This window comes from Acinetobacter courvalinii, assembly GCF_014635545.1.
In the GTDB taxonomy this organism is placed as follows: Bacteria; Pseudomonadota; Gammaproteobacteria; order Pseudomonadales; family Moraxellaceae; genus Acinetobacter; species Acinetobacter courvalinii.
In genome coordinates this window covers 407534-433428 of record NZ_BMDA01000002.1, presented here as the reverse complement: position 1 = coordinate 433428, position 25895 = coordinate 407534, and the positions used below count along the sequence as shown (strand labels likewise).

40 protein-coding genes and 1 pseudogene are annotated in these 25895 nt (G+C 43.2%); 7 read left to right on the top strand and 34 right to left on the bottom strand.

Going from position 1 to position 25895, the window contains the following annotated elements:
- Positions 1–82: 82 nt before the first annotated feature.
- The 3 genes from IEV39_RS11710 to IEV39_RS11700 form a co-directional block, all read right to left on the bottom strand.
- Positions 83–286 (bottom strand): hypothetical protein, encoded by a 204-nt coding sequence (locus tag IEV39_RS11710; RefSeq protein WP_005227396.1) that lies wholly within the window; start codon positions 284–286, stop codon positions 83–85.
- 207 nt (positions 287–493) lie between these two features.
- Entirely contained in the window at positions 494–889 is a 396-nt protein-coding gene (locus IEV39_RS11705; RefSeq protein ID WP_005283012.1) for a hypothetical protein, read from the bottom strand.
- On the bottom strand, positions 876–1133 hold the full coding sequence (locus IEV39_RS11700; RefSeq protein ID WP_005227398.1) for an FAD assembly factor SdhE: 258 nt from the start codon (positions 1131–1133) through the stop codon (positions 876–878). Before IEV39_RS11700 ends, IEV39_RS11705 begins: the two co-directional genes overlap by 14 nt.
- A gap of 188 nt (positions 1134–1321) precedes the next feature.
- Here IEV39_RS11700 and IEV39_RS11695 point away from each other — a divergent pair, with 188 nt between their 5' ends.
- Positions 1322–2494, top strand: coding sequence for an acyl-CoA dehydrogenase family protein (locus IEV39_RS11695; RefSeq protein ID WP_005227399.1), 1173 nt, complete (start codon positions 1322–1324; stop codon positions 2492–2494).
- 46 nt (positions 2495–2540) lie between these two features.
- Here the strand turns inward: IEV39_RS11695 and IEV39_RS11690 are convergent, their stop codons facing one another.
- Both IEV39_RS11690 and IEV39_RS11685 read right to left on the bottom strand, forming a co-directional pair.
- Positions 2541–3044 (bottom strand): DUF2059 domain-containing protein, encoded by a 504-nt coding sequence (locus IEV39_RS11690; protein WP_005283008.1) that lies wholly within the window; start codon positions 3042–3044, stop codon positions 2541–2543.
- A 125-nt stretch (positions 3045–3169) separates the two neighbouring features.
- Entirely contained in the window at positions 3170–4660 is a 1491-nt protein-coding gene (locus tag IEV39_RS11685) for a flavin-containing monooxygenase (RefSeq protein ID WP_005283005.1), read from the bottom strand.
- 382 nt (positions 4661–5042) lie between these two features.
- Here IEV39_RS11685 and IEV39_RS11680 point away from each other — a divergent pair, with 382 nt between their 5' ends.
- Positions 5043–5558, top strand: a complete 516-nt coding sequence (locus IEV39_RS11680; protein ID WP_005227404.1) for a PM0498 family protein — start codon at positions 5043–5045, stop codon at positions 5556–5558.
- Between the two features lie 146 nt (positions 5559–5704).
- On the opposite strand, the gene rplQ is transcribed toward IEV39_RS11680, so the two are convergent.
- From rplQ to IEV39_RS11535, 29 genes and pseudogenes are all read right to left on the bottom strand, one after another.
- Entirely contained in the window at positions 5705–6070 is a 366-nt protein-coding gene (gene rplQ / locus IEV39_RS11675) for a 50S ribosomal protein L17 (RefSeq protein ID WP_004641032.1), read from the bottom strand.
- Positions 6071–6088: 18 nt separating this feature from the next.
- A complete protein-coding gene (locus IEV39_RS11670; RefSeq protein WP_004660372.1) occupies positions 6089–7096 on the bottom strand; it encodes a DNA-directed RNA polymerase subunit alpha in 1008 nt (335 codons plus the stop codon).
- Between the two features lie 18 nt (positions 7097–7114).
- Positions 7115–7741, bottom strand: coding sequence for a 30S ribosomal protein S4 (gene rpsD / locus IEV39_RS11665; RefSeq protein WP_004775874.1), 627 nt, complete (start codon positions 7739–7741; stop codon positions 7115–7117).
- A 12-nt stretch (positions 7742–7753) separates the two neighbouring features.
- Complete coding sequence (rpsK, locus tag IEV39_RS11660) at positions 7754–8140, bottom strand: 30S ribosomal protein S11 (protein ID WP_004281491.1); 387 nt, start codon at positions 8138–8140, stop codon at positions 7754–7756.
- 19 nt (positions 8141–8159) lie between these two features.
- A complete protein-coding gene (rpsM, locus tag IEV39_RS11655) occupies positions 8160–8516 on the bottom strand; it encodes a 30S ribosomal protein S13 (RefSeq protein ID WP_000090815.1) in 357 nt (118 codons plus the stop codon).
- A gap of 107 nt (positions 8517–8623) precedes the next feature.
- Positions 8624–8740: a 50S ribosomal protein L36 gene (rpmJ, locus tag IEV39_RS11650; RefSeq protein ID WP_000867907.1), complete on the bottom strand. Its 117-nt coding sequence runs from the start codon at positions 8738–8740 to the stop codon at positions 8624–8626.
- 21 nt (positions 8741–8761) lie between these two features.
- Complete coding sequence (secY, locus tag IEV39_RS11645) at positions 8762–10081, bottom strand: preprotein translocase subunit SecY (protein ID WP_171067682.1); 1320 nt, start codon at positions 10079–10081, stop codon at positions 8762–8764.
- A 45-nt stretch (positions 10082–10126) separates the two neighbouring features.
- Positions 10127–10567 (bottom strand): 50S ribosomal protein L15, encoded by a 441-nt coding sequence (rplO, locus tag IEV39_RS11640; RefSeq protein WP_005227407.1) that lies wholly within the window; start codon positions 10565–10567, stop codon positions 10127–10129.
- Between the two features lie 3 nt (positions 10568–10570).
- The gene (gene rpmD, locus IEV39_RS11635; RefSeq protein WP_000849088.1) at positions 10571–10747 is read right to left on the bottom strand and encodes a 50S ribosomal protein L30; all 177 of its coding nucleotides are present in this window, start codon (positions 10745–10747) and stop codon (positions 10571–10573) included.
- 6 nt (positions 10748–10753) lie between these two features.
- Entirely contained in the window at positions 10754–11251 is a 498-nt protein-coding gene (gene rpsE / locus IEV39_RS11630; protein ID WP_004657688.1) for a 30S ribosomal protein S5, read from the bottom strand.
- Positions 11252–11253: 2 nt separating this feature from the next.
- Positions 11254–11604 (bottom strand): 50S ribosomal protein L18, encoded by a 351-nt coding sequence (gene rplR / locus IEV39_RS11625; RefSeq protein ID WP_004775881.1) that lies wholly within the window; start codon positions 11602–11604, stop codon positions 11254–11256.
- A 14-nt stretch (positions 11605–11618) separates the two neighbouring features.
- Complete coding sequence (rplF, locus tag IEV39_RS11620; RefSeq protein ID WP_004657685.1) at positions 11619–12152, bottom strand: 50S ribosomal protein L6; 534 nt, start codon at positions 12150–12152, stop codon at positions 11619–11621.
- 13 nt (positions 12153–12165) lie between these two features.
- Positions 12166–12561: a 30S ribosomal protein S8 gene (gene rpsH / locus IEV39_RS11615; RefSeq protein WP_004775883.1), complete on the bottom strand. Its 396-nt coding sequence runs from the start codon at positions 12559–12561 to the stop codon at positions 12166–12168.
- A gap of 11 nt (positions 12562–12572) precedes the next feature.
- A complete protein-coding gene (gene rpsN, locus IEV39_RS11610; protein WP_004641050.1) occupies positions 12573–12878 on the bottom strand; it encodes a 30S ribosomal protein S14 in 306 nt (101 codons plus the stop codon).
- 9 nt (positions 12879–12887) lie between these two features.
- Entirely contained in the window at positions 12888–13424 is a 537-nt protein-coding gene (rplE, locus tag IEV39_RS11605; RefSeq protein ID WP_004775884.1) for a 50S ribosomal protein L5, read from the bottom strand.
- A gap of 15 nt (positions 13425–13439) precedes the next feature.
- Positions 13440–13757: a 50S ribosomal protein L24 gene (rplX, locus tag IEV39_RS11600; RefSeq protein ID WP_004804115.1), complete on the bottom strand. Its 318-nt coding sequence runs from the start codon at positions 13755–13757 to the stop codon at positions 13440–13442.
- 9 nt (positions 13758–13766) lie between these two features.
- Positions 13767–14135, bottom strand: coding sequence for a 50S ribosomal protein L14 (gene rplN, locus IEV39_RS11595; protein ID WP_004657680.1), 369 nt, complete (start codon positions 14133–14135; stop codon positions 13767–13769).
- A 92-nt stretch (positions 14136–14227) separates the two neighbouring features.
- Positions 14228–14485 (bottom strand): 30S ribosomal protein S17, encoded by a 258-nt coding sequence (gene rpsQ / locus IEV39_RS11590; protein WP_004657679.1) that lies wholly within the window; start codon positions 14483–14485, stop codon positions 14228–14230.
- Entirely contained in the window at positions 14482–14679 is a 198-nt protein-coding gene (gene rpmC / locus IEV39_RS11585) for a 50S ribosomal protein L29 (protein ID WP_000849927.1), read from the bottom strand. Before rpmC ends, rpsQ begins: the two co-directional genes overlap by 4 nt.
- Positions 14679–15092, bottom strand: coding sequence for a 50S ribosomal protein L16 (gene rplP, locus IEV39_RS11580; RefSeq protein ID WP_004657678.1), 414 nt, complete (start codon positions 15090–15092; stop codon positions 14679–14681). The genes rpmC and rplP overlap by 1 nt, the downstream gene beginning before the upstream one ends.
- Positions 15032–15848 (bottom strand): annotated as a pseudogene (rpsC, locus tag IEV39_RS11575) (30S ribosomal protein S3). Before rpsC ends, rplP begins: the two are co-directional and overlap by 61 nt.
- A 1-nt stretch (position 15849) precedes the next feature.
- Positions 15850–16179: a 50S ribosomal protein L22 gene (rplV, locus tag IEV39_RS11570; RefSeq protein ID WP_004657676.1), complete on the bottom strand. Its 330-nt coding sequence runs from the start codon at positions 16177–16179 to the stop codon at positions 15850–15852.
- Between the two features lie 11 nt (positions 16180–16190).
- A complete protein-coding gene (gene rpsS / locus IEV39_RS11565; RefSeq protein ID WP_004775885.1) occupies positions 16191–16466 on the bottom strand; it encodes a 30S ribosomal protein S19 in 276 nt (91 codons plus the stop codon).
- 13 nt (positions 16467–16479) lie between these two features.
- Positions 16480–17304: a 50S ribosomal protein L2 gene (rplB, locus tag IEV39_RS11560; protein WP_004660349.1), complete on the bottom strand. Its 825-nt coding sequence runs from the start codon at positions 17302–17304 to the stop codon at positions 16480–16482.
- 11 nt (positions 17305–17315) lie between these two features.
- Positions 17316–17636 carry a 50S ribosomal protein L23 gene (gene rplW, locus IEV39_RS11555; RefSeq protein WP_004641070.1) on the bottom strand — a complete coding sequence of 107 codons (321 nt, stop codon included), beginning with the start codon at positions 17634–17636 and terminating at the stop codon, positions 17316–17318.
- Positions 17633–18235 carry a 50S ribosomal protein L4 gene (gene rplD / locus IEV39_RS11550; protein ID WP_004641072.1) on the bottom strand — a complete coding sequence of 201 codons (603 nt, stop codon included), beginning with the start codon at positions 18233–18235 and terminating at the stop codon, positions 17633–17635. The genes rplW and rplD overlap by 4 nt, the downstream gene beginning before the upstream one ends.
- A gap of 11 nt (positions 18236–18246) precedes the next feature.
- Positions 18247–18885, bottom strand: coding sequence for a 50S ribosomal protein L3 (rplC, locus tag IEV39_RS11545; protein WP_004657674.1), 639 nt, complete (start codon positions 18883–18885; stop codon positions 18247–18249).
- A 58-nt stretch (positions 18886–18943) separates the two neighbouring features.
- A complete protein-coding gene (gene rpsJ, locus IEV39_RS11540) occupies positions 18944–19255 on the bottom strand; it encodes a 30S ribosomal protein S10 (RefSeq protein WP_000070912.1) in 312 nt (103 codons plus the stop codon).
- Between the two features lie 226 nt (positions 19256–19481).
- Positions 19482–20210, bottom strand: coding sequence for a type 1 glutamine amidotransferase (locus IEV39_RS11535; protein ID WP_005282987.1), 729 nt, complete (start codon positions 20208–20210; stop codon positions 19482–19484).
- 169 nt (positions 20211–20379) lie between these two features.
- Between IEV39_RS11535 and IEV39_RS11530 the strand changes: the two genes are divergently transcribed.
- From IEV39_RS11530 to yihA, 5 genes are all read left to right on the top strand, one after another.
- A complete protein-coding gene (locus IEV39_RS11530) occupies positions 20380–21573 on the top strand; it encodes a PLP-dependent transferase (RefSeq protein WP_005282984.1) in 1194 nt (397 codons plus the stop codon).
- 22 nt (positions 21574–21595) lie between these two features.
- Positions 21596–23146, top strand: coding sequence for a helicase HerA-like domain-containing protein (locus IEV39_RS11525; RefSeq protein ID WP_005282980.1), 1551 nt, complete (start codon positions 21596–21598; stop codon positions 23144–23146).
- 141 nt (positions 23147–23287) lie between these two features.
- A complete protein-coding gene (gene hmpA, locus IEV39_RS11520; protein WP_005282977.1) occupies positions 23288–24499 on the top strand; it encodes an NO-inducible flavohemoprotein in 1212 nt (403 codons plus the stop codon).
- Between the two features lie 79 nt (positions 24500–24578).
- A complete protein-coding gene (locus tag IEV39_RS11515) occupies positions 24579–25031 on the top strand; it encodes an RrF2 family transcriptional regulator (RefSeq protein ID WP_005227427.1) in 453 nt (150 codons plus the stop codon).
- An 84-nt stretch (positions 25032–25115) separates the two neighbouring features.
- Positions 25116–25892 (top strand): ribosome biogenesis GTP-binding protein YihA/YsxC, encoded by a 777-nt coding sequence (gene yihA / locus IEV39_RS11510; RefSeq protein WP_005282972.1) that lies wholly within the window; start codon positions 25116–25118, stop codon positions 25890–25892.
- Positions 25893–25895: the final 3 nt, after the last annotated feature.

The following is a 25895-nucleotide window of genomic DNA, read 5'->3' as shown; positions in this document are numbered from 1 at the left end:
CCTACTACAATCGCCATAACGATCGCAATTACCAGAAACATCCACATTGAAATCTCCATAGAGACCTCCTACACTTTTGTATCTACTTTTGATAGATACTAGATTGGCGTTCACCATCGATATTCACGGGAGCGTGATATATTGATGATACTTTCAATCTCTTTCTCTTGGTCACAGCAACAGGTTGATGTGATTCAAGATATTCCCTGAGTAAAGTTCCTGCTCTTCCTACTACAATCGCAAAAACAATTGCGATCACCAGAAACGACCATGTTGGAATTTCCATTTTGGACCTCCACCACACTTTACGTTGGTGTTTGTACTTTAACGAAAATAAATCGGTCTTGAGGGGCAGATTGTCTGACAATCATAATTTTCACTATTTTTTAGAGTATTTAATCTAACAATCGAAGCAAAATACACGTTTAAAAATCATATATTATTGAAATTTATAAAATAATTAATTATGCACAGATGTAGAATTGTCAAACAATTAGCCCAGTTTTGCCTGTAATTTTAAGGATTTCCACTGTAAAAATGATAACTGATCCCACCAGATGATGAAATTTTTATGTTTTGGATCAGAAAAACACAGCACGATATAAGCTTGATGATCAATTATTCTTGTGATGGATCGGGTCTGGATCGGAAGAGATGAATCGTAAAATTCAAATGACCATGCCTGTTGGTCGAGATGCTCAAAACGTTTTAATCGGGGTTGCTGCAGAAATAGAAACCAGCTCAATGCCAATATGAAGCAACTGCCTAACCATACCGCCAAAGAAAGCAAAGAATAAGTCAGGCTAACAATCAACAGCAGCATAAACAGTTGCAATACCATCGAAAAACGACTGTATTGCAACTCGAAAACACGATTAGCCGTGGACATAATGTTTTAGTTTGAGAATAAATGCTTTCAGTTCAGTCCTTGGAGGCTCCCCAACTTCCATGAACCAGTCCAGCAAGTCCGGATCTTCCTGATCAACCAGCTCTGCAAACAAGGCCTTTTCGGCAGGATCTGCAGTGAGATAGTAATTTTTAACATATGGGTCAAAATATACATCGATTTCTTTTAAACCACGACGTGCACGATACACGACCTTACGTTCTTCCAGTGTCATTTCATCAGACATTATCTGTTCCACTATGCAACAATTTTCCTCCATAGTGTACCCGATCCCCCTTTAACTTCGCAGCGTTTTTTCTCAAGTGACCAAATACATCAACCAAATTGAGCATTGATCACATTGTTCACTATTTTCCATTTCTTGTATGGTGAGGAGGATGATTTACATTCAACAAACCAGGGAAAATATAACAAATGCAATCAGGTGCAATTCGTCCAGTTCCAAACATGCTCGCGCGTAAACTCTTTACTTCTGATCATGAAGCCTTTCGTGAAACTGTACGTAAATTCTATGAAAAAGAAGTTGTTCCAAATATTGAAAAATATGAAAAACAACAACATGTTGACCGCGACTTATGGAATAAGGCCGGTGAGCTTGGCTTGCTGTGTACCACCATGCCAGAGCAATATGGCGGTTCAGGTGTTGATCGCCTCTACAGTATGATTCTGATTGAAGAACAAGCCTATGCCATGGACTCCAGCACAGGTTTTTCATTACATTCAGATATCGTGGCCAATTATATCAACAACTTTGGTAATGAAGCACAAAAGCAGCACTGGCTGCCAAAAATGGCAACGGGTGAAGCGGTCACCGCGATTGCCATGACTGAACCAGGAACAGGTTCAGACCTGCAAGCCGTTCGTACTACCGCGGTACTGGATGGCGATGACTATGTGATTAATGGTTCAAAAATTTTTATTACCAATGGCTATCTATGCGATATGGCCATCGTGGTGTGTAAGACTGGCAATAGTGAAAAAGGTTCTGCCAATCTGTCGTTAATTATTGTGGAAGCCGATCGTGCGGGCTTCAGTAAAGGCAAACCTTTGAATAAAATCGGGATGAAAGGTCAGGATACCTGTGAGCTGTTCTTTGACAATGTTCGCGTTCCGAAAGAAAACCTGCTCGGTATGGAAGGCATGGGCTTTATGATGCTAATGAAAGAATTGGCATGGGAACGTATGCTGGTTGCAATCATTTGTCAGGCGGGCGCTGAAGCCGCTTTTGCACATACTGTGCAATATACCAAAGACCGTAAAGCCTTCGGCAAAGCCATTAGCACCTTCCAGAACACCCGTTTTAAACTGGCTGAATTACGGACTGAAATTGATTTCTGCCGTACTTACCTCGATCGCTGCATGGAATTGCAACTCGAAGAAAGCTTAGGTGTTGATGCTGCTGCCGCTGCAAAATATAAAATTTCCGATATGTTCTCGAAAGTGGTGGATGAATGTTTACAGTTACACGGCGGTTATGGCTACATGCTGGAATATCCAATCGCACGTGCCTATATCGACAACCGTGCCAACCGTATTTATGCAGGTACCAATGAAATCATGAAAGAGTTGATTTCCCGTACCCTCTAAGAACAGAAAAACCCTACAGGGATCGTGCTTAAAGCATGATCCCTTTTTATTTATATTCTGTTTTCTCATTGCCCGTCTGGGCAACTTGCGGATTCATCCGTTGCATTAACTGCTTGACCTTAGGGTTTTCACTATACTGTTGCATGGTGGTATTCAGTGCATTGCGCGCATTTTGCGTGGTGAAATGTGCTACCTCACTGCCAACATCACTAGCTTTCTTGGCCCAGACCTTCCCTTCAGCAGATTGGTAGAAATTCAACGCAGCCTGTAATTCTTTTTCACTAAAGCTCTCGACATAGCGCTGTACAATAAACTGCTTACGTTGCTCACTATCCAGATTCTTAGTTAAATCAGTATAGAAGCTTTCTGGCAAATCCTTGGGCAAACGCATCCGGATTTGCTCTAGAATCATTTTATCGGTGTTTTGCAACCCCTGTTCCGTGCCATCGACCGATACCAGTTTTTGTGCAATCGCTGCCTTCTGTTTTGCATCATCTGCAAAAGCCAGACTGCTTGATAACATGATCCCCAAAATGATGAGTTTTTTCATCCAATTATCCCTATCTTAATTTTCTAATCTGCCCAATATACGTGATATTTTTAGAATTCAAAGCCTATTTCCAATAAAAAAACCCCATGTATCGACATAGGGTTTTCAATGATCAGATTACTACATTACGAGACCAGTTTTGGTTTACGGTCAGCATGTTCATCACGTTTACGGAACTGTAGAACACCATCATTAAATTTAGCATCTTTCAATTCTTTACGGTCCGCCAGATAGTTATTGGTAATTTTCCAAGGTGCTTGCTTGCCTTGTTTCGGCATCACATCTGCGGCACGCGCAATATAGCCAGAAGACATTTTGCCCATAATCGTGTCGTGTTCCAGTTGTGATGGGTCCGCATGCGCAATCACTTCATCAAAACCATTCTTGTCCATATGATTGAGCAAACGGCAAATATATTCAGCGGCAATATCAACTTTTAAGGTCCACGACGCGTTGATATAACCAATGATCATGGCCATATTTGGTACATCGCTGACCATTACCCCTTGATAGAGCATATGTTGTGAAGTGTTCATTGGCTTACCGTCAATTGACCCTTTCACACCACCCAGAATCTGAATTTCCAGACCGGTTGCAGAAATGACGATATCCGCTTCAAGATGCTTACCAGATTTTAGCTGGATGCCATTGGTCGTGAACTTCTCAATTTGATCTGTTTCTACGCTGGCCTGCCCCTGACGTAATGCTTTAAATAAATCGCCATCCGGTACCACACATAAACGCTGATCCCAAGGGTTATAGCTCGGGGTAAAGTGTTTCATGTCAACTTTACCTTTCAACTGCAATTCAATCCCTTTCAGCAATAAGCGGCGTACTGTTTTTGGATATTTTTGTGCAAGCGCATAAATACCACGTTGCATGCCAATGTTACGTGCACGGGTAAATTTATAAGCCGTTTCTTCAGACATAAATTTACGGGTTTTTTCATAAATAAAGTCAATTGAAGGCACGGTTGCAATATAGGTTGGTGAACGCTGTAACATGGTTACATGACCTGCCCCACCTTTGACCATTGAAGGTACCAAGGTGATTGCGGTTGCACCACTACCAATGATCACGACTCTCTTACCAGTGTAATCCAGGTTTTCAGGCCAATGTTGCGGATGAATAAACTGACCTTTGAAATCTTCCTGTTTCGGGAATTTTGGTGCATAACCCTGATCATAATTATAATAACCGGTACAGCCCATCACAAAGTTTGCTGACCAAGTTTGCTTTTTCTTGTTGCTATCTTCAATCTCAACAGACCATTTTTTCTTGCTTGAATCGTAATTTGCAGAAAGCACACGATGACCAAAATGGATTTTTTCTTTCAACTGATTTTCGCTAATCACATCACTTAAGTAGCTTTTGATTTCAGCGCCACTCGCAAGCACTTTTTCTTTTGCCCAGGGTTTGAAGTTAAAACCAAAGGTCGACATGTCCGAATCAGAGCGAATACCAGGGTAACGGAATAAATCCCAAGTTCCACCAAAACTATCACGACGTTCTAAAATTTCAAATTTACGTTGTGGACAGTTCTTAGAGAGATGTACAGCCAATCCGATTCCTGAGATCCCTGCACCAATAATTAATACATCAACTTGCTTTTCCATTTTTTTTATACCCTGTATAAACCATGTCTTTATTAAAGCACAAATTTGACAATACACAATGTCAAGTTTAGTCATTCATCGGTTTTTTTATATCAGTTCGGGACATTTTGATAAAAATTTGCTGTCAAAAATGTTGAGATTTTTGCTTGGATTTTTAGAAGGACTCAATATGTAACAATAAATATATGTAATTTTATAGCCCTTATATTCTGAATATCGTGTTAAATCATCAAAAAGAGCCATTAAAATTATTAAATGAAAGAAAAAGTTTGATTCATTTGCATACAAATGACCAATATAAAAGTAAAATCTAAAATGTTTTCTATAAATCTTATTATAAACAAATGATTTTAATCATATTCAAAATATTTCAGGTATAAGAATGAGTCTCTTAAGTCCTCAAATGAATAAATTCTTGTTAATGAGATCTGAAGTTGCTATCCCCTCAACATTAGAACTTAAATTGTTAAAAGGTTTTTATGAACACTCTGATGTAATTGTCTTTGATTTTTACAAAGCTCGATTAAAATATTGGGACTATGAAATCATCATTAGCAGATATGGTGATCTAACAGGGTTTGAGGCAAATACTAATAGAATTCATCTTGATGATTATATTAACACTGAAAATTTCACCATAAGTGAAGTGATAAATATAGGCTTTTCCTTAGTACAGTTTATTCAAAATTTATGGAATCACTTAAGAGATGATGAATGTACAATAATTTTATCATCTGATCTAAAAAGCGAATTCGGAAGTAATGCCTCAATCACTTTTCATAAGAAAAGACCAAACCAAATATTAGTGGATTGCCTAGATGACTGTCCTCAGGCAGTATTCATTTGTAATAATAGCGATTCCCTACAATCTATTTCCGACGCTCTAAAAATTATGTAAATCTTAAACATAACATTTTCACTGAATGATAGTGAATCAACAAACTACCCATACTACGAAATATTATAAAAAATATAGCTAATAAAAAAGGCCGGTTATTACACCGGCCTTTTTTGGAACAACTGACTGTTCTACACGTAGAAGTATTATTTTACTTCACGGTCAACGAGTTCAACGTAAGCCATCGGTGCAGCATCACCTGCACGGAAGCCCGCTTTAAGAACACGAAGATAACCGCCGTTACGTTCTTTGTAACGAGGGCCAAGAACGGTAAATAATTTACCAACAGTTGCTGCAGAACGAGTACGAGCAAACGCTAAACGACGGTTTGCTACTGTATCGTTTTTTGCCAAAGTGATTAAAGGCTCAGCAACGCGGCGAAGTTCTTTCGCCTTAGGCAAAGTTGTTTTAATTAACTCGTGCTCAACTAAAGCATTTGTTAAGTTTTGGAACAACGCCTTACGGTGGCTGCTTGTACGGCCTAATTTCACACCACTATTACGATGACGCATGGTGATAGTCCTACTTAATTAACGGCTACGATAGGCAAAACGGTCATCCATACGGAGACTAGCTGGTGGCCAGTTCTCTAAACGCATGCCGAGTTGTAAACCTTTCGATGCCAAAACATCTTTGATCTCTGTTAACGATTTTTTACCTAGGTTAGGAGTTTTTAACAACTCAACTTCGGTACGTTGAACAAGATCACCAATGTAGTAAATATTTTCTGCCTTCAAACAGTTAGCAGAACGAACAGTTAGCTCGAGATCATCTACTGGACGAAGCAAAATCGGGTCAACTTCTTCGCGAGGTTCTTGAGCAACCGGAGTTTGATCTTTCTGAAGATCAACAAAAATTGCAATTTGTTGTTGCAAGATTGTTGCCGCTTTGCGGATTGCTTCTTCTGGATCAACAGTTCCGTTAGTCTCAAGATCGATCACTAACTTATCAAGATCGGTACGTTGTTCAACACGAGCATTTTCTACTGTGTATGAAACACGCTTGATTGGGCTATAAGAAGCATCTAACTGTAAACGACCTACTGGACGTGTTTCACCTTCAGGGAAACGTGAGTCAGATGTTTCATAACCACGACCTTGAGCAACTTTCAGGCGCATTTTTAATGAACCAGAAGAACTCAAAGTACCGATTAAATGATCAGGGTTAACCACTTCAACATTATGAGGTAAACGAAGGTCAGCTGCAGTTACGTCACCTGCCCCTTGTTTCTCTAATGTTAAATATGCTTCATTTTGATCGAACAGCTTAATAGACAATCCTTTTAGGTTCAGCAAGAGCTCGACGATGTCCTGCTGCAAGCCTTCTAAAGTACTGTACTCGTGCTCGACACCTTCTATTTCTACTTCAACCACAGCAGCGCCAGGTAAAGAAGACAATAGAATGCGACGTAAAGCATTACCTAGAGTATGACCAAAGCCACGCTCTAAAGGTTCCAGAATCACTTTTGCCGAGGTCCCGCTCACCGCTTCGACCTTGATCGCTTGCGGAGTTAGAAACTCGTTTGCAGTACGCGTCATTTATTGCTACCTCAAGGATTATTTAGAATACAATTCTACAATCAAGCTTTCGTTGATTTCAGCAGGTAAATCAGAACGATCTGGCGCAGCTTTAAACGTACCTTCTAACTTAGAATGATCAACTTCCATCCAAGCAGGGATACCACGTTGAGCAGCTAATTCAATTGCGCTTTTAATACGTAATTGTTGTTTAGCGCCTTCATGTACTGCAATTACATCACCAGCTTTAACTTGGATAGATGCAATGTTAACACGACGACCGTTCAAAGTGATGCTACGGTGAGATACTAACTGACGAGCTTCTGCACGTGTAGAACCAAAACCCATGCGATAAACAACGTTATCAAGACGGCTTTCAAGCAACTTCAACAAGTTCTCACCTGTTGCGCCTTTAACACGAGCAGCTTCTTTATAGTAGTTACTAAATTGACGCTCTAACACACCGTACATACGACGTACTTTTTGTTTTTCACGTAATTGTAGTGAGTACTCAGATTGTTTGCTACCACGAGCTCCGCCATGTTGGCCAGGAGCTTTAGCATGTTTTTTAGTCTTAACGTCAAATGGTTTAACGCCAGATTTTAATTGCAGGTCTGTCCCTTCGCGGCGAGAGAGTTTGCATTTTGGACCAATATAACGAGCCATGAATGTTTCTCCTTACACGCGACGTTTTTTAGGTGGACGGCAACCGTTGTGCGGAATTGGAGTCACATCGGTAATGCTGTTAATTTTATAACCCACTGCACCTAATGCACGAACCGCAGATTCACGACCAGGACCAGGACCTTTTACAAGGACGTCCAAGTTTTTCAAACCGTAATCTAAAGCAGCTTTACCAGCAACTTCAGCAGCTACCTGAGCAGCAAACGGTGTTGATTTACGTGATCCACGGAAGCCTTGTCCACCTGAGGTAGCCCAAGCCAATGCATTACCTTGACGATCGGTAATCGTAACAATGGTGTTATTAAAAGAAGCGTGAATGTGTGCGACACCTTCAGAGACGGTACGAGTGACCTTCTTGCGTGCGCGAGTATCTTTAGCCATCTTTTAGCTTCCAGAAATCTTATTTCTTAATCGGTTTGCGCGGACCTTTACGGGTACGTGCGTTAGTTTTGGTGCGTTGTCCGCGAACAGGCAAGCTGCGACGATGACGAAGACCGCGGTAGCAGCCTAAATCCATTAAACGTTTAATGTTCATGGAAATTTCGCGACGTAAGTCACCTTCGGTCGGAACCTTAGCAACTTCTGCACGAATCGCATCAAGCTGAGCATCATCTAATTCACGGATCTTTGTAGTTTCAGTGATACCTACAGCAGCCAAGATGTTCTTAGCAGTGTGGCGACCGATACCAAAAATATACGTGAGAGAGATAACAGCATGCTTGTTATCCGGAATGTTTACACCGGCAATACGAGCCATTCAATTTTCTCCAAAAAGGCAGTCAAGATAATCAACCGCCCCACAAAAATCTTGAGGGGCGGATAATAACCTAATTAGCCTACTGAAATCAACAGGTCTTAATTAAATTAACCTTGACGCTGCTTATGACGAGGTTCTGCGCTACAAATTACGCGAATTACCCCATTACGACGGATAACTTTACAGCTACCACAAATTTTCTTTACAGAAGCTTGTACTTTCATGATGAAACCTTCTAAGTGCGCTTATCCCTTAGGATGAGCAGTCGTTTTTCTCATTAACGTTTGATTATCATATTGATGCGAAGTAAGGTGCGCTTGGAGTTGCGCCATAAAGTCCATTACCACTACCACTACAATCAGTAACGATGTGCCACCCAGATGGAATGGAATACCGAACGAGCTTTGTAGCACCATAGGCATTAAACACACTACAGTGATGTAGATTGCACCGATGAAGGTCAAACGGTTAAGAATATGATCTAAATAACGAGCCGTTTGCTCACCTGGGCGGATACCAGGCACATATGCCCCGCTACGTTTTAAATTCTCTGAAACTTCTTTCGGGCTAAATACAAGCGCCGTATAGAAATAACAGAAGAAGATAATTAACGCGCCAAAGAGCATTAGATACAACGGCTGTCCAGGCGATAACACCAATGCCAGATCTTGTAGGCTACGTTTCACAATCCCTGCATTTGGATCAGCACTTCCTAACCATTGTCCCAAGCTCGCTGGAAATAATAACAATGAGCTTGCAAAAATTGCCGGAATTACACCCGCCATATTAATTTTTAATGGCAAATGCGTCTGCTGTGCAGTAAATATACGACGACCTTGCTGTTTTTGAGCATAGTTCACTGGAATACGACGTTGTGCTTTTTCAATAAACACGATCGCAGCTAAAACGGCTAATGAGAGTAAACCGAAGACAACTAAACCAATTAAACTACCCTGACCATTCTGTACAGACGTAAACGACTGAATCACAAGATTGGGCAAACCTGCCACAATTCCTGCGAAAATGATCATCGAGATCCCATTACCAACACCACGTTCGGTAATCTGCTCGCCCAACCACATCAAGAACATGGTTCCTGCAACTAACGAAGTTACTGCCGGAACATAGAATGCCAGACCTGAGGTTAAGGTAATACCTTGACTGATCAAGCCGGCACACATCCCTACACCTTGCACCAGTGCAAGAAATAAGGTGCCATAACGCGTATATTGATTGATCTTACGTTTGCCTTGCTCGCCTTCTTTTTTCAAAGCTTCCAGCGAAGGAACCACCGTAGACATTAACTGCACGATAATCGATGCAGAAATGTACGGCATAATCCCTAACGCCAGAATCGACATGCGTTCTAATGCACCGCCAGAGAACATGTTAAATAAACCTAAGAAGGTACCTTCATTAGCTTTAAAAAAATGTGCTAGCGCTACATTATCAATCCCCGGCAACGGAATATGCGCTCCTAGTCGAAAGACCAACAACGCGCCAATCAAGAACATTAATCGACGAATAATTTCACGGTATTTCACATGAAACGGTTGGCCTTTCATCATGTTGACATGACCTGAAGAACTAGGAGTCATAGACACTCGAGATTACTCCTCGACTTTACCGCCAGCAGCTTCAACAGCAGCTTTAGCGCCTTTAGTCAACACAACACCTTTAACAGTGAATGCGCGAGTGATTTCACCAGAAAGAACGATGCGAGCACGAATTTGGTCACGACGAACAACATTCGCAGCTTTCAAAGTTTCAAGGCTAACTACATCGCCTTCAACTTTGTTGAGCTCAGACAAACGTACTTCAGCAGTTTTCAAAGCGATTTGGCTAGTGAAACCGAATTTAGGCAAACGACGATATAACGCAGTTTGACCGCCTTCAAAGCCTGGACGAGTACCACCACTTTTACGTGAGTTTTGACCTTTGATACCACGACCACCAGTCTTACCTACGCCAGAACCGATACCACGGCCTAGACGACGGTTTTCACGTTTTGCACCTTCTGCAGGTGAAAGTTCATTTAAACGCAGAGTCATGGCTTATTCCTCTACACTAACCATATAGTAAACTTTGTTGATCATACCACGGTTAGAAGGCGTATCTTGCACTTCTACAGTATGACCAATACGACGCAGACCTAAACCTTGAAGGCAAAGTTTATGATTTTTTAAACGATGCGATGAAGATTTAGTCTGGGTAACTTTAATCGTTTTCATGATTGATTACCCTTGAATTTGTTCTACTGAAAGACCACGTTTCGCAGCGACTTTCTCAGGAGAAGTCATATCACGCAAACCTTTAAAAGTTGCGTTTACTACGTTAGCAGCATTTGTAGAACCATAACATTTAGCAAGTACGTTATGTACACCTGCAGCTTCAAGAACAGCACGCATAGCGCCACCAGCAATTACGCCAGTACCTTCTGAAGCAGGTTGCATGTATACACGGCTTGCGCCATGACGAGCATTCACAGGGTGTTGTAAAGTAGTACCCGCGAGGTCTACAGTGATCATGTTACGACGAGCAGCTTCAAGTGCTTTAGAAATAGCAGCTGGAACTTCACGTGCTTTACCACGACCAAAACCTACACGACCGTTACCGTCGCCCACAACAGTTAATGCTGTGAAAGAGAAGATACGACCACCTTTAACAACCTTGGCTACACGATCAACGGCAACCAGCTTTTCAACGAGACCTTCGTTTTGTTCAACTTTCGCCATGATTAGAACTCCAAGCCGCCTTCACGAGCAGCATCAGCCAAGGCTTTGATACGACCATGATATTTAAAACCAGAACGGTCAAATGCAACTTTAGTAACACCAGCTGCTTTAGCACGTTCTGCGATCAAAGCACCAACTTTTGTAGCTGCATCTACGTTACCCGTAGTACCGCTACGCAAAGATGCATCTAAAGTTGAAGCTTGCGCTAAAACTTTGCCACCATCTGCTGAAATAACTTGCGCATAGATGTGACGCGGAGTGCGGTTTACACACAAACGAGTCGCACCCAATGCACGAATGTGCAAGCGTGTGCTTTTCGCACGACGCAAACGGGTTTGTTTCTTTTCGTTCATAAGAACCTCGCGCCTTATTTCTTCTTAGCTTCTTTACGAAGAATAACTTCATCCGAATAACGAACACCTTTACCTTTATATGGTTCAGGAGCACGGTATGCACGGATTTCCGCTGCCACTTGACCTAACAACTGCTTGTTTGCTGATTTCAAAATGATTTCAGTAGCAGTTGGAGTTTCCGCTGTTACACCTTCAGGTAAAGCGTAGTCAATTGGGTGTGAGTAACCGAGGTTAAGGTTTACAGAAGTACCTTTAACCGCAGCTTTATAACCAACACCAACAAGCTGTAACTTACGTTCGAAGCCTTCGCTAACACCTTTTACAAGGTTGTTCAATACAGCGCGAGCAGTACCAGCTTGCATCCAAGCGTCTTTCGACTCTTTAGCCGGAGCAAGTTGAAGTTTACCTTCTTCCTGTTTTAGCTCGACCAGCGCATGCAGGTTGAAAGACAATGTACCTTTGCTGCCTTTCACTTCGACCTGCCGGCCGTTCTGAGTAACTGTTACACCATTAGGTACAGTTACTGGGGCTTTAGCCACACGAGACATGAGGAATCACCTATTAAGAAACAAAAGCAATAACTTCACCACCGATGCCCGCAGCACGTGCAGCGCGATCAGTCATGATGCCTTTGCTTGTAGAAACAATTGCAATACCTAAACCTTGCTTAACGCTAGGAATTTTATCTTTACCGCGGTATTGGCGAAGACCTGGACGGCTTACACGCTTAACGGTTTCGATAACTGGTTTGCCTTCGAAATATTTTAACGTAATTGTCAGTGTAGCTTTTGTCTCTTCTTGAGCAACGGCTACATCTGAAATATAACCTTCTTGTTGAAGAACGTTTGCAATCGCAACTTTCAACTTAGAAGAAGGCATAGAAACAGTTTGTTTCTTTGCCATTTGTGCGTTACGAACACGGGTTAACATGTCGGCAACGGTATCTTGCATACTCATTTAGTCGCTCCTTACCAGCTTGCCTTAACAACGCCCGGTACATCACCTTGCATTACTGTGTCACGTAATTTGTTACGGCTTAAACCGAACTTACGGAAGTAACCATGAGGACGACCAGTTAAACCACAACGGTTACGAAGACGTACTGGAGATGCGTTACGTGGCAATGCCTGTAACTTTAATGTCGCTTCGAAACGTTCTTCGTCACTCGCATTTACATTTGCAATCGTTGCTTTTAATTCAGCACGTTTTGCAGCGTATTTAGCAACTGTCTTTTCGCGTTTCAATTCGCGATTAATCATACCTTTCTTAGCCATATCGACCTCTTATTTGAACGGGAAGCCGAATGCACGCATAAGCGCACGGCCTTCGTCATCGCTACGAGCAGTGGTCGTAATAGTGATATCTAAACCACGGATACGATCAATTTTGTCAAAATCGATTTCAGGGAAAACGATTTGCTCTTTTAAACCCATAGAGTAGTTACCACGACCATCAAATGATTTCGCAGAGAAACCACGGAAGTCACGGATACGAGGGATTGCGATCGAGATCAAACGATCCAAGAATTCGTACATTTGGTCGCCGCGTAAAGTAACTTTACAACCGATCGGCCAACCGTCACGGATTTTGAAACCAGCGATTGATTTACGAGCAAGAGTCACAACTGGTTTTTGACCAGCAATGAGTTGCATGTCAGCAACAGCGCCATCTAATAATTTCTTATCAGTTGCAGCTGCGCCTACACCCATGTTTAGGGTGATTTTCGTGATGCGAGGAATATCCATCACATTCTTAACGCTAAGTTCTTCTTTTAACTTTGCTTTAAGTTCGTCGTTGTAACGTGCTTTAAGTCTGGCCATTGCCTATTCAACCTATTACTTCGCTACCGCCACTGATTCACCATTTGATTTATAAACACGAGTTTTCGCGCCATCAATCACTTGGTAACCAATACGGTCAGCCTTTTGGGTTGTAGCATTAAAAATTGCCACGTTTGAGATATGAAGCGTCGCCTCTTGAGTAACGATGCCGCCTTCAGCGCCAGTTACACGGTTTGGCTTTTGATGCTTCTTCACTAAGTTAAGGCCTTCAACCTTAACTCGATCTTCAGAAACAGACAAAACGATACCTTGTTTGCCTTTTTCTTTACCTGCGATCACGATTACTTGATCGCCTTTTTTAATCTTAGCCATGATTGCCTCTTATAGAACTTCAGGAGCCAATGAAATGATTTTCATGAACTGTTCAGTACGAAGTTCACGAGTCACTGGTCCGAAGATACGAGTAGCAATCGGAGCTTTGTTGTTGTTCAAAATAACAGCTGCGTTATCGTCGAAACGAATCACTGAACCGTCTGGACGACGGATGCCGAATTTTGTACGAACAACTACAGCATTCATCACGTCACCTTTTTTAACACGTGCGCGTGGGATTGCTTCTTTTACAGTAACTTTAATAATGTCGCCAACTGAAGCATAACGACGGTGTGAACCACCAAGTACTTTAATACATTGTACGCGGCGTGCACCACTGTTGTCTGCTACGTCGAGCATACTTTCGGTTTGAATCATTGCCCTACTCCAAAACCGAGCATCACCGGTCACAATTTCGAAAGGCTCAAAGAGTACTCGAAATTGTCCGATGATGCAACAAGAACGTCTAATTACTCAGCAGCAGCTTCAACTACTTCCACTAAAGTCCAAGCTTTAGTTTTAGAAATTGGGCGGCTTTCTTTGATGGTTACCAAGTCGCCTAATTTAGCAACATTGTTCTCATCATGAGCGTGTAATTTAGTTGAACGGCGGATTGATTTGCCGTACAACGGGTGTTGAACGCGGCGTTCAATAAGCACAACAATAGACTTGTCCATTTTGTCGCTTACGACTTTGCCGGTTAACGTGCGGACTGTTTTTTCACTCATTGTCCGTTCCCCTGTTTTTCGGTAAGGAGTGTCTTGATACGAGCAATTGTCTTACGAGCAATTTGCACTTCATGCGATTTGCCTAGCTGACCAGTTGCTTTCGCCATACGAAGACGGAATTGGTTAAGCTGTTGCTCATCAAGCAAAGCTTTCAACTCTTCTACCGACTTTTCACGTAGATCTTTAGTTTTCATTACATCACCGTCCGAGTCACGATAGTGGTTTTAAACGGGAGTTTAGCAGCAGCTAAAGCAAAAGCTTCACGCGCTAACTCATCGCTAACACCTTCAATTTCGTACAGGATCTTACCTGGCTGGATCTGACAAACCCAGTATTCCACGCTACCTTTACCTTTACCCATACGAACTTCTAATGGTTTTTCGGTAATTGGCTTGTCTGGGAATACGCGGATGAAGATTTTACCACCACGTTTGATACGACGGCTAATGGTACGACGTGCAGCTTCAATCTGACGCGCAGTCATACGACCACGTTCAGTTGCTTTAATTGCAATCGAACCAAATGATACTGTACTACCACGATGCGCTAGACCAGTGTTACGGCCTTTGTGCACTTTACGGAATTTGGTACGTTTAGGTTGCAACATGGATTATTCTCCCTTGTCAGCAGCACGGTCACCGCGACGACCACGACGCTCTTGACCTTCACCACGACCACGACCGCGTTTAGCTGGACGCTCTTCAGCAGGAGCAGGGTTCATGACTTGTTTCATGCCACCTAAGATCTCGCCACGGAAAATCCAAACTTTAACACCGATCGTACCGTATGTTGTTTCTGCGCGCATAGTTGCATAGTCGATGTCAGCACGAAGCGTATGCAAAGGTACACGACCTTCACGATACCACTCAGTACGAGCGATCTCTGCACCACCTAAACGGCCAGAAACTTCAACTTTGATACCTTTAGCGCCAGCACGCATTGTGTTTTGAACCGCACGCTTCATAGCACGACGGAACATAACACGCTTTTCCAGTTGAGAAGCAATTGCTTCAGCAACTAGACGTGCGTCCAAGTCAGGGCGATCAATTTCATTGATGCTAACTTGAGCCGGAACACCCATGATGTTGGTGAGTTCGCGCTGTAATTTCTCAATATCTTCGCCTTTTTTACCGATAACGATACCAGGACGAGCAGTGCTAATAGTTACTTTAGCAGCGCCTGTAGGACGTTCGATAAGAATATTGCTGATCATCGCGTTTTTAAGTTTTTTGATTAAAAACTCACGAACTTGAAGATCTTTAAGCAAGTATTCAGCGTATTGTTTCGGATTCGCATACCAGTTAGCGTTATGGCGTTTCACAACACCTAGGCGGATACCGATTGGATGAACCTTCTGACCCATATCAAACCCCTACCTTAACGGTGATGTGACAAGTACGCTTAGTAATACGATCTGCACGGCCTTTAGCACGTGGCATGATACGTTTAAGGCTCATGCCTTCATCAACGTAAATCGTAGTTACTTTAAGGTCATCAACATCTAAGCTGTTGTTGTGTTCAGCATTCGCGATTGCAGATTCAAGTGCTTTTTTAACGAGCACAGCTGCTTTCTTGTTGCTGAAGTTTAAAATGTCTATCGCACGTGCAACCGACTTACCACGGATCAAATCAGCAACTAAACGTGCTTTTTGTGCCGAGATAGCGGCACCGCGTAATTTAGCAGTTACTTCCATCATAGCACCTATTAACGTTTAGACTTCTTATCAACACCGTGACCACGATAGGTACGAGTTGGCGCGAATTCACCCAATTTATGACCAACCATGTGTTCAGTAACAATTACTGGAACGTGGTTACGGCCATTGTGAACAGAAATTGTTAAACCAACAAAGTCTGGAAGGATCATTGAACGACGTGACCAAGTTTTGATCGGCTTACGGTTGTTAGCAGCTACAGCAGCTTCAACCTTAGCGAACAAATGTGCGTCGACGAATGGACCTTTTTTTAATGAACGAGGCATTATTCAGATTCCCTTACTTGACGCGACGGTCGCGAATAATCATCTTAGTCGTACGCTTGTTAGTACGTGTCTTGTACCCTTTAGCTTTTTGACCCCATGGGCTTACAGGTTGAATACCTTTACTACGCCCTTCACCACCACCGTGCGGGTGATCTACTGGGTTCATCGCCATACCACGAACGGTAGGACGAATACCACGCCAGCGCGCAGCACCAGCTTTACCCAATGAACGAAGGTTGCTTTCTTGGTTAGAAACTTCACCAATTACAGCGCGACATTCAACATGGACTTTACGCATTTCACCAGAACGTAAACGAACGATAGCGTAAGAACCATCACGACCCAACAACTGAACTGAAGTACCAGCAGAACGTGCTAATTGAGCACCTTTACCGATTTTAAGTTCAAGGTTGTGAAGTGTAGAACCGATTGGCATGTTACGAAGTGGCAAGCAGTTACCTGGACGAATTGGAGCATCGTTACCAGATTGAACTTTATCACCAGCACGTAAGCCTTTAGGTGCAATGATGTAACGACGTTCACCGTCAGCATATTTCAATAAAGCAATATGCGCTGTACGGTTAGGATCGTATTCGATGCGCTCTACAGTCGCTGGAATACCATCTTTGTTACGTTTAAAGTCAACAATACGGTAGTTTTGCTTATGACCACCACCCACGTGACGTGTAGTGATGTGACCATTGTTATTACGACCACCAGTACGTTTTTTAGCTTCTACCAACGGTGCATAAGGCGCGCCTTTGTGAAGGTGGTCATGAACCACTTTCTCTACAAAGCGACGTCCTGGAGACGTTGGCTTACATTTTTGAATTGGCATAATTCTCGTCCTTATTCCGCTGCGTTTTCAGCGGTATCGCCCAAGTCAGCCATTTCTACATCTTGGCCGGCTTTCAGGGTGACGTATGCTTTTTTCACATCAGAACGACGTCCTAATGTTTTACCAAAGCGTTTTGTTTTACCTTTAGTGATCGTTGTATTGATTTTTACAACTTCAACACCGAAGAGTTGCTCAACTGCTTTCTTGATTTCAAGTTTGTTTGCATTTAATGCAACTTTGAACACTTGAACACCAGCAGTATCACCTAAAACTTGTGCTTTTTCTGAGAATACTGGTCCTAATAGGACTTGATAGATACGTTCGTTGTTCATCCGAGTTCTACCTCAATTTTCTTAGCAGCAGCTACAGACATTACAACTTTATCGAATGCGATCAAGCTAACAGGATCAATAGCAGTAGCATCAACCACATCAACGTGTGGAAGGTTGCGAGCTGCGAGATACAAGTTCTCATCTACAGCATCTGTAATGATCAATGCGCGAGTTGCATTCAAGTCAGTAAGCTTTGCAAGCAATTCTTTAGTTTTTGGAGCTGCAACAGCAAACTCTTCAACTAATACAAGACGATCTTGGCGAACAAGTTCAGCTAAGATACATTGCATTGCACCGCGGTACATCTTACGGTTTACTTTTTGAGACCAATCTTGTGGACGAGCAGCAAAAGTTTTACCACCACCAACCCAGATCGGGCTACGAATAGAACCCGCACGAGCGCGACCAGTACCTTTTTGACGGAATGGCTTTTTACCACCGCCAGAAACATCTGCACGTGATTTGTGAGCACGAGTACCTTGACGACCACCAGCTAAGTAAGCTGTAACAACTTGGTGTACAAGAGCTTCGTTAAATTCACGTCCGAAAGCAACTTCAGACAATTCAACAGCAGAGCCGGAAACAGTTTTTAAATTCACAGTATTTCCCCTCAGGCCTTGATGGTAGGACGTACGATAACGTCACCGCCAGTTGAACCAGGAATAGCACCCTTAACAACTAAAACAGAACGTTCAGCGTCAATAGATACGATTTCAAGACCTTGAACTGTTACGCGTTCGTCACCTAAGTGACCAGCCATTTTCTTGCCTTTGAACACGCGACCAGGAGTCTGGTTTTGACCTGTAGAACCTAATACACGGTGAGATACAGAGTTACCATGAGTAGCATCTTGCGTACGGAAATTCCAACGCTTAACACCACCTTGGAAACCTTTACCTTTTGATTGACCAGTTACGTCAACAATTTGACCAACTGTGAACAAATCAACACCGATAGAAGCACCAACTTCACGGCCTTCAAGCTCAGCTTCAGTAACACGGAACTCTTTAACCAAACGACCAGCAGCAACACCCGCTTTCGCGAAGTGACCTTTCTGAGCGTTAGTTACGCGCGATTCGCGACGTTCACCAGTAGTTACTTGAATTGCTTGATAACCATCAGTTTCAAGTGTTTTGATTTGCGTAATGCGGTTTGGATCGACTTCGATAACTGTAACAGGTACAGATACACCAGCATCTGTAAAGACGCGAGTCATACCACATTTGCGACCGACTAAACCAATAGCCATGTGCATAAACCTCTAATAAAGCGGCCTAATTAACTTAAAAGTTAATCAACCGAAAGCCTTAACCCAAAGCGATCTGAACATCAACACCAGCAGCAAGATCTAACTTCATCAATGCATCAACAGTTTTATCTGTTGGTTGAACGATGTCGATCAAACGTTTATAAGTGCGGATTTCGTACTGATCACGAGCGTCTTTGTTGACGTGTGGTGAAGTAAGAACGTTGAAGCGTTCGATGCGAGTAGGCATCGGAATTGGACCACACACTTGTGCGCCAGTACGCTTAGCGGTTTCTACGATCTCTTGAGCAGATTGATCAATCAGACGATGATCAAAAGACTTCAAACGGATACGAATTCTCTGGTTAGACATACCAGTAAACTCCAAGCCAAATATATAAAGAATCACCCATGACGCACCTCACCTTTTGGTAAGTGTCAAGGGCAGTGAAAATCACTATGGTCGTGATCGATGCCACGACTGTAATGCGTTAACTACTTTCTTCGTAGTAAACGCCCTCCTTTTGAGGGTCGCCCATTATAACGATTGTTTAAGTCTTATGCAATTCTTCTTTTCATTTTTTAAGCATTTTCTCAACTCAGGCACTGACCACATATTCAATCGCCTGATTCAGCAAACGATTTCCCTGTTCAAATTTATATTTCAAACTTTTTTTCAATTCAGCCATGGGCTGTACATAGGTGCCATTAAAAACCGCCAACTCCTCCTCTCCCTCGATCAACAGCGCCAAGGCATGAGGGGTCATCTCCGGATGAAACTGAAAACCCAGTACATTACGGCCAATTTGATACATCTGGTTTATGCACACCTTATTCTCGGCCAAACGTACAGCGCCTTTAGGGATTTCAAAGGTTTCACTATGCCACTGCAATACATTCAATTGCTCCGGGATTTGAAAATAATCCTCTGGCACGTAAGCAGCTCGCCCGACATCCATCCAGCCCAATTCCTGATGCGGGTTGCGACTCACCGCTGCACCCAAGGCATTAGCAATCAGCTGGCCACCCAGACACAAGCCAATCGCTGGTTTTCCAGCCGCCAGATAACGTCTTAGCCATCTTTTTTCTAATTTTAACCAGGGATAATTCGCCTCATCATTTACGCTCATGGTGCCGCCCATGATAATCAATAAATCAACCTCATCTACGCGTGGCAAAGCTTCCAGCTCCAAGGGCAAATCGACAGGTAAAGCAAAAAATTCGGTTGCGGTAATTTTTGCGTGATGTGCTTTTAAAAAGTCGTAGCAACTGCCAAAACCTTCGCCAGCGATGTGCTGAAAATAATGCACTCTTAAATGCGACTTCATGCGCGAAAACCTATTATCGTTAGAATGATGCTTAGTCTTAGCAAAAATAAAGCCAGTTTTTATTGATCACCCGAATCTGTACCGATTCTGTACAAAAGCAGCAAAGCACTAGCAGCTTTCATGATTTTCTCTTAACCTGAGATGCATTATATCGATTTGATTTTGCCCTATGACATCTCACAATAAAGCACAAACTATTCTCATCCATGCACCACGCCAAGCCCCTCAATACATAGAAACCATCCAGCCTCCCCTATTTCGTGCATCTACGATTATTTTTAAAAGCACAGCGCACCTTTTTGATCGCCACTGGACCGATGCCTATGACTATAGTTATGGTACACACGGCACCCCAACCACTTTTACCTTAGGCGACAATATCGCAAGAATAGAAGGCGGCAATTATTGCCTGCTTGCACCCAGCGGCTTATCTGCAATTAATCTGGTGAATAGTGCATTTTTAAGCACAGGTGATGAGGTGTGGGTCGCCGACAATATCTATGGCCCCAATCTTGAACATTTGAATCATTTGCAAGACCGTTACGGCATCAGCGTTAAAATTTATAATCCAGTTGATGCCGCCAGCTTTCAACCGACTGAGAAAGCCAAACTGATCTGGCTGGAAGCGGCAGGCTCAGTCACGCTTGAGTTTCCCGATCTTAAAAATCTGGTCAAGAAAGCACAACAGGCCAATGTACTGACTGCATTAGACAACACCTGGGGCGCAGGACTGGCGTTTAATGCCTTCGATTTTTCTGATGAACATTTGGCGGTCGACATCACCGTACATGCACTGACCAAATATCCAAGCGGCGGCGGCGATATTCTGATGGGTTCAGTGGTGACCTGTGACCAGCAGTTACATCACAAGCTGTATCGCATGCATGCCATTCAAGGGATCTCTGTGTCAGGCGATGATACGGCCCAGATTCAACGTAGTCTGGCACACATGTCGCTCCGCTATCAACAGCAAGCACAAAGCGCCCTTGTCTTATTGGAATGGCTCAAGCAACAGCCTCAATTTAGTCAGGTTTTACACCCGAGCTCACCAGATTCAGCAGGTCATTCGTTCTGGTCAGAAATTTGTACCACCGGCAAAAGCGCAGGTCTGGTCAGTGTCATTTTTAAAGCCAACTATGACTTGACGGCGGTTCGACAATTTTGTGATAACTTAAAATTATTTAAACTTGGATTTAGCTGGGGTGGCCCAGTCAGCCTGGCCATGCTCTACGACTTAAAGCAGATGCGTTCGCTGGACAATACACATTTACAACAAGGTTTATTGGTGCGCTTCTGTATAGGACTAGAACATCCAGAAGATTTAATCCAAGATATTCAAAATGCATTAAAACAGCTCGATTGAGATCAAAAACAACAGGTGAAGAATGAGTACACCAATCGTTATTGCTAAAAAAACCACAGATACAACACAAGATATTGTTTTGCATTCTAAATTCGCCAACCGACATGGTTTGATTGCTGGTGCAACAGGCACAGGGAAAACCGTGACCCTCAAAGTACTGGCAGAAAGCTTTTCCCGACTGGGTGTACCGGTTTTCCTTGCCGATGCCAAAGGCGATGTTTCCAGCCTTGCCAAAGCTGGCGAGAGTAACCCTAAATTTGATGAACGACTGAAAACCTTACAACTTGAACCCATTCCATTTGCCGCTTCACCTGTGGTTTTCTGGGATTTATTTGCTCAGCAAGGCCACCCGATCCGCACCACCATTTCAGAAATCGGTCCCTTACTTCTAGCACAAATGCTCAATCTGAATGACACTCAGGAAGGTGTGCTTTCAGCCGTGTTTCGTGTTGCAGATGACCAAGGTCTGCTCCTGATTGATTTTAAAGATCTGAAAGCCATGCTGACCTACGTCAGTGAAAATGCAGCCGAACTAAAAGCTGAATATGGCAATCTCTCTCCTGCCAGCCTCGGTGCCATTCAACGCAATTTACTGGCCTTAGGCGATCAAGGTGGAGAACAATTCTTTGGCGAACCTAGTCTGAATATCCTCGACTTCATTCAGACCGATACCAATGGTCATGGCTACATCAATATTTTAGCGGCCGACAAGCTAATGAACACGCCGAAGCTGTACGCAACTTTCTTACTGTGGATGATGTCGGAACTGTTTGAACAACTACCAGAAGTCGGTGATATGGATAAACCCAAACTGGTATTCTTCTTTGATGAAGCTCACCTGCTCTTTGACAATGCCAGCCCAGCCTTACAACAGAAGATTGAACAAGTGGTGCGTCTGATCCGTTCTAAAGGGGTCGGGATTTACTTTATTACCCAGAACCCACTGGATCTACCGGAAAGCGTTTTAGGACAACTCGGCAATCGTATACAACATGCCTTACGTGCGTTTACCCCTAAAGACCAAAAAGCCGTTAAAACTGCCGCAGATACCTTCCGCGCCAATCCAGAGTTTAAAGTGGATCAAGCCATTACCGAGCTCGCAGTTGGCGAAGCATTAATTAGCTGTCTGGATGAACAAGGCACACCGCAAATCGTAGAGCGTGGCTGGGTCATGCCGCCCTACTCATCATTTACACCGATTAGTCCCGAAGAACGCCAAGTGATCATTTCACAAAGCATTGTCGCGGGTGTTTACGATCAAGCGGTGGATCGGGATAGTGCCTATGAAATGCTGCAAAAGAAAGTATTGCAACAATCCCAGCAAAAAGAAGCCGATGATCTAGCAAAACAACAAAGTAAAGAACAGGAAGCGCTCGCCAAGCAACAAGCTAAAGAGCAAGAGCGTTTTGCCCGTGAGCAGCAAAAAGCTGCTGAAAAAGCACAACGTGACCGTGAAAAACTGACCCAGGATATCGTGGGAACATTTGCCAAAAGTGCCGCGCGTAGTCTAGGCGGTAGTACTGGACAGAAAATTGTGCGTGGTCTACTCGGTTCTCTTTTCGGCAAAAAATAAAGTGATACTGTTTTGAAAATTAAGGGATAATTTATTATCCCTTAATTTTTTTATGGCTTTTATTTCATTTAGCATTGCAAATCTATTCTTAAAGGTATATTTTAAATACATCTTATGAATGATAGCCAAGAGAGATGAACAATGACTCCGCAGCAAATTGACCTTGTAAAAGCCACTGTTCCAGTACTCCGTGAAAATGGCGTAGCGCTGACTGGATACTTTTATAACCGCATGTTGGGTAATAACCCTGATTTGAAAGAAACCTTTAACATGGGGCATCAACGTAGCGGTGCGCAAGCACAGGCGCTTGCGGGGGCAGTTTTAGCTTATGCAGAGAACATTGAAGATCCTTCCGTGCTTTTACCTGTGGTTGAACTGATTGCACATAAACATGTCAGCTTAAACATCCAGTCACCAGATTACGGCATCGTGGGTGAAAACCTGCTGCATTCGATTAGTGAAGTATTGAATATTTCCATGGAAGATCCGCTAATTGGTGCATGGGCTGCGGCTTATGGTCAACTGGCTGATTTATTTATCAGCACTGAAAAAGCAATTTATGAGCAGCATCAACAAACCAAAGGTAGCTGGTTGGGCTGGCGTAATTTCAAAATCGCCAAAAAAGTTGTAGAAAGTGACGAAATTACCTCGTTCTACCTTGCGCCTGTGGATGGAGGTGAATTACCCAAATATGAAGCAGGCCAATACATTTCGGTTCGCGTATTTGTGCCTGAGCTCAATCTAAGACAACCGCGTCAGTACACTCTATCAACTAGCCCACAGGCAGATTACCTGCGTATCTCGGTGAAACGTGAGGATGAAAAAGGCGAACTTGCTGGTGGTTGGGTCTCAAGCACCTTACATGGTTTAGCGGAAGGCTCAGAAATTGAAGTATCTGCACCGACAGGAAACTTCTATTTAATTGATAGCAATAAACGCAATGTCTTTATCAGTGGGGGTGTCGGTTTAACCCCAATGATTGCCATGCTGAATCAACTGGTGACTTTAGATATGCCACAACCGGTGAGCTTTATTCATGCCTGCCGCAGTAGTCAGGTACATGCCATGAAGCAGCATATTCAGGAACTGAAAAGCAAATATCCACGCTTGAGTACATTCACTGCTTATGAGTTCCCGCATGAATCTGATGTGCTCGGTGCAGATTATGATGTCGCTGGCCGCCTAGATCTAGGTACAATGGATGCTGCACTACTGCCAGTGAATGCCGATTACTATTTATGTGGGCCGATGCCATTTATGGCAGCGCAACATCAGGCGCTTGTAGCACGTGGTATTCCGGCTGAAAATATTCACAGCGAAGCCTTTGGTACCGGTGGTGTTAAACTCAGCTAATTTGCATCGCATTTTGTATAAGGCTAGCCTGTGATAGACTAGCCTTTTCCATTTATTGCGGCAGATTGAGTCAAACCCCATGCAACTCAATAAGTTTACAGATTATGCACTCAGAATCCTGATGTATGTCGCTCGTCCGAGTGATGTACCCTATACGATTGCAGATATCGCGCAAGACTTGCATGTGTCGCAAAATCACCTGGTGAAGGTGGTTCACTTCATGGGCAAGCAGCAATGGATTGTCACCATTCGTGGCAAGGGAGGCGGTCTTCGCCTAAATCCGGAAGCCAAGAGCCTGAAATTGGGCGAAATTGTCCGCACCCTGCAAGGCAACCAGCAAATCGTAGAGTGCAATACCCCGCCCTGCGTATTACGTTCCCATTGTGGCCTGAAGGGTATTTTAGATCAGGCACTGGAAAGCTTTTATCAAAGCCTGAATCAATATACGCTCGGTGAAGTGGTTCAGCACGGTATTGTTCCTTCTCCGATCCATTCAGAAATCAATTTTTTAGAGTTGTCGCAGAAAGCCTAACCAGCGCTTCAACATCAAGATTCGCACGAAGCCGTTACATCCTTTATAATGGTCGTTGCTATTTCAATTCAAAAGTAAGCTTCTATGCGTCGCAGTGAAAAATCCAAAGACACCAAAGCCAGACTCGCTCCGAAACAAAAAATCAGTTATGAGAAAAAAGCTGACCCTGCAGTGACTGAATACGCAGTACAGTCTCTGACTTGGTTACGCCAAGCTGAATTTTTGATGAGTGCGCCAAAACTGTCTTTGTGCGTAGAAGATACAGGCTATGAAATTGCATTTGCTGGCCGTTCTAATGCCGGCAAGTCCAGTGCGATCAACACCTTAACCAACCAAAAGCAACTGGCGCGCGCATCTAAAAAACCTGGTCGTACTCAAATGATCAACTTTTTTAGTTTGGGTAATCCTGATCAACGTCTGGTCGATTTACCCGGTTATGGGTATGCAGCTGTTCCGGAAGCCATGAAAATCGTCTGGCAGAAAGAGCTGGAAAACTATCTGATCCATCGTAAGAGTTTGCAAGGTCTGGTGTTATTGATGGATATTCGTCATCCCTTACAACACTTTGACCTGATGATGCTGGAATGGGCACATTCACGTCATTTATTCGTACATATCCTGCTGACCAAAGCCGACAAGCTGAACCGTGGCCCAGCCAATAAAGTGCTATTAGAAGTTAAACAGCAATTGAAAAAGATGAAACTTGATTTCTCGATTCAGTTGTTCTCCTCCTTGAACCGGATCGGCCTAGAAGAACTGGCCAGTGTCATGGCGGGACGTTTGAATTTCACCCTCGATCAACCGACTGAATTTGACCTTGATCAGATCCCTGAAGCCTCGGAAACTGATGTAGAACAATAAAAC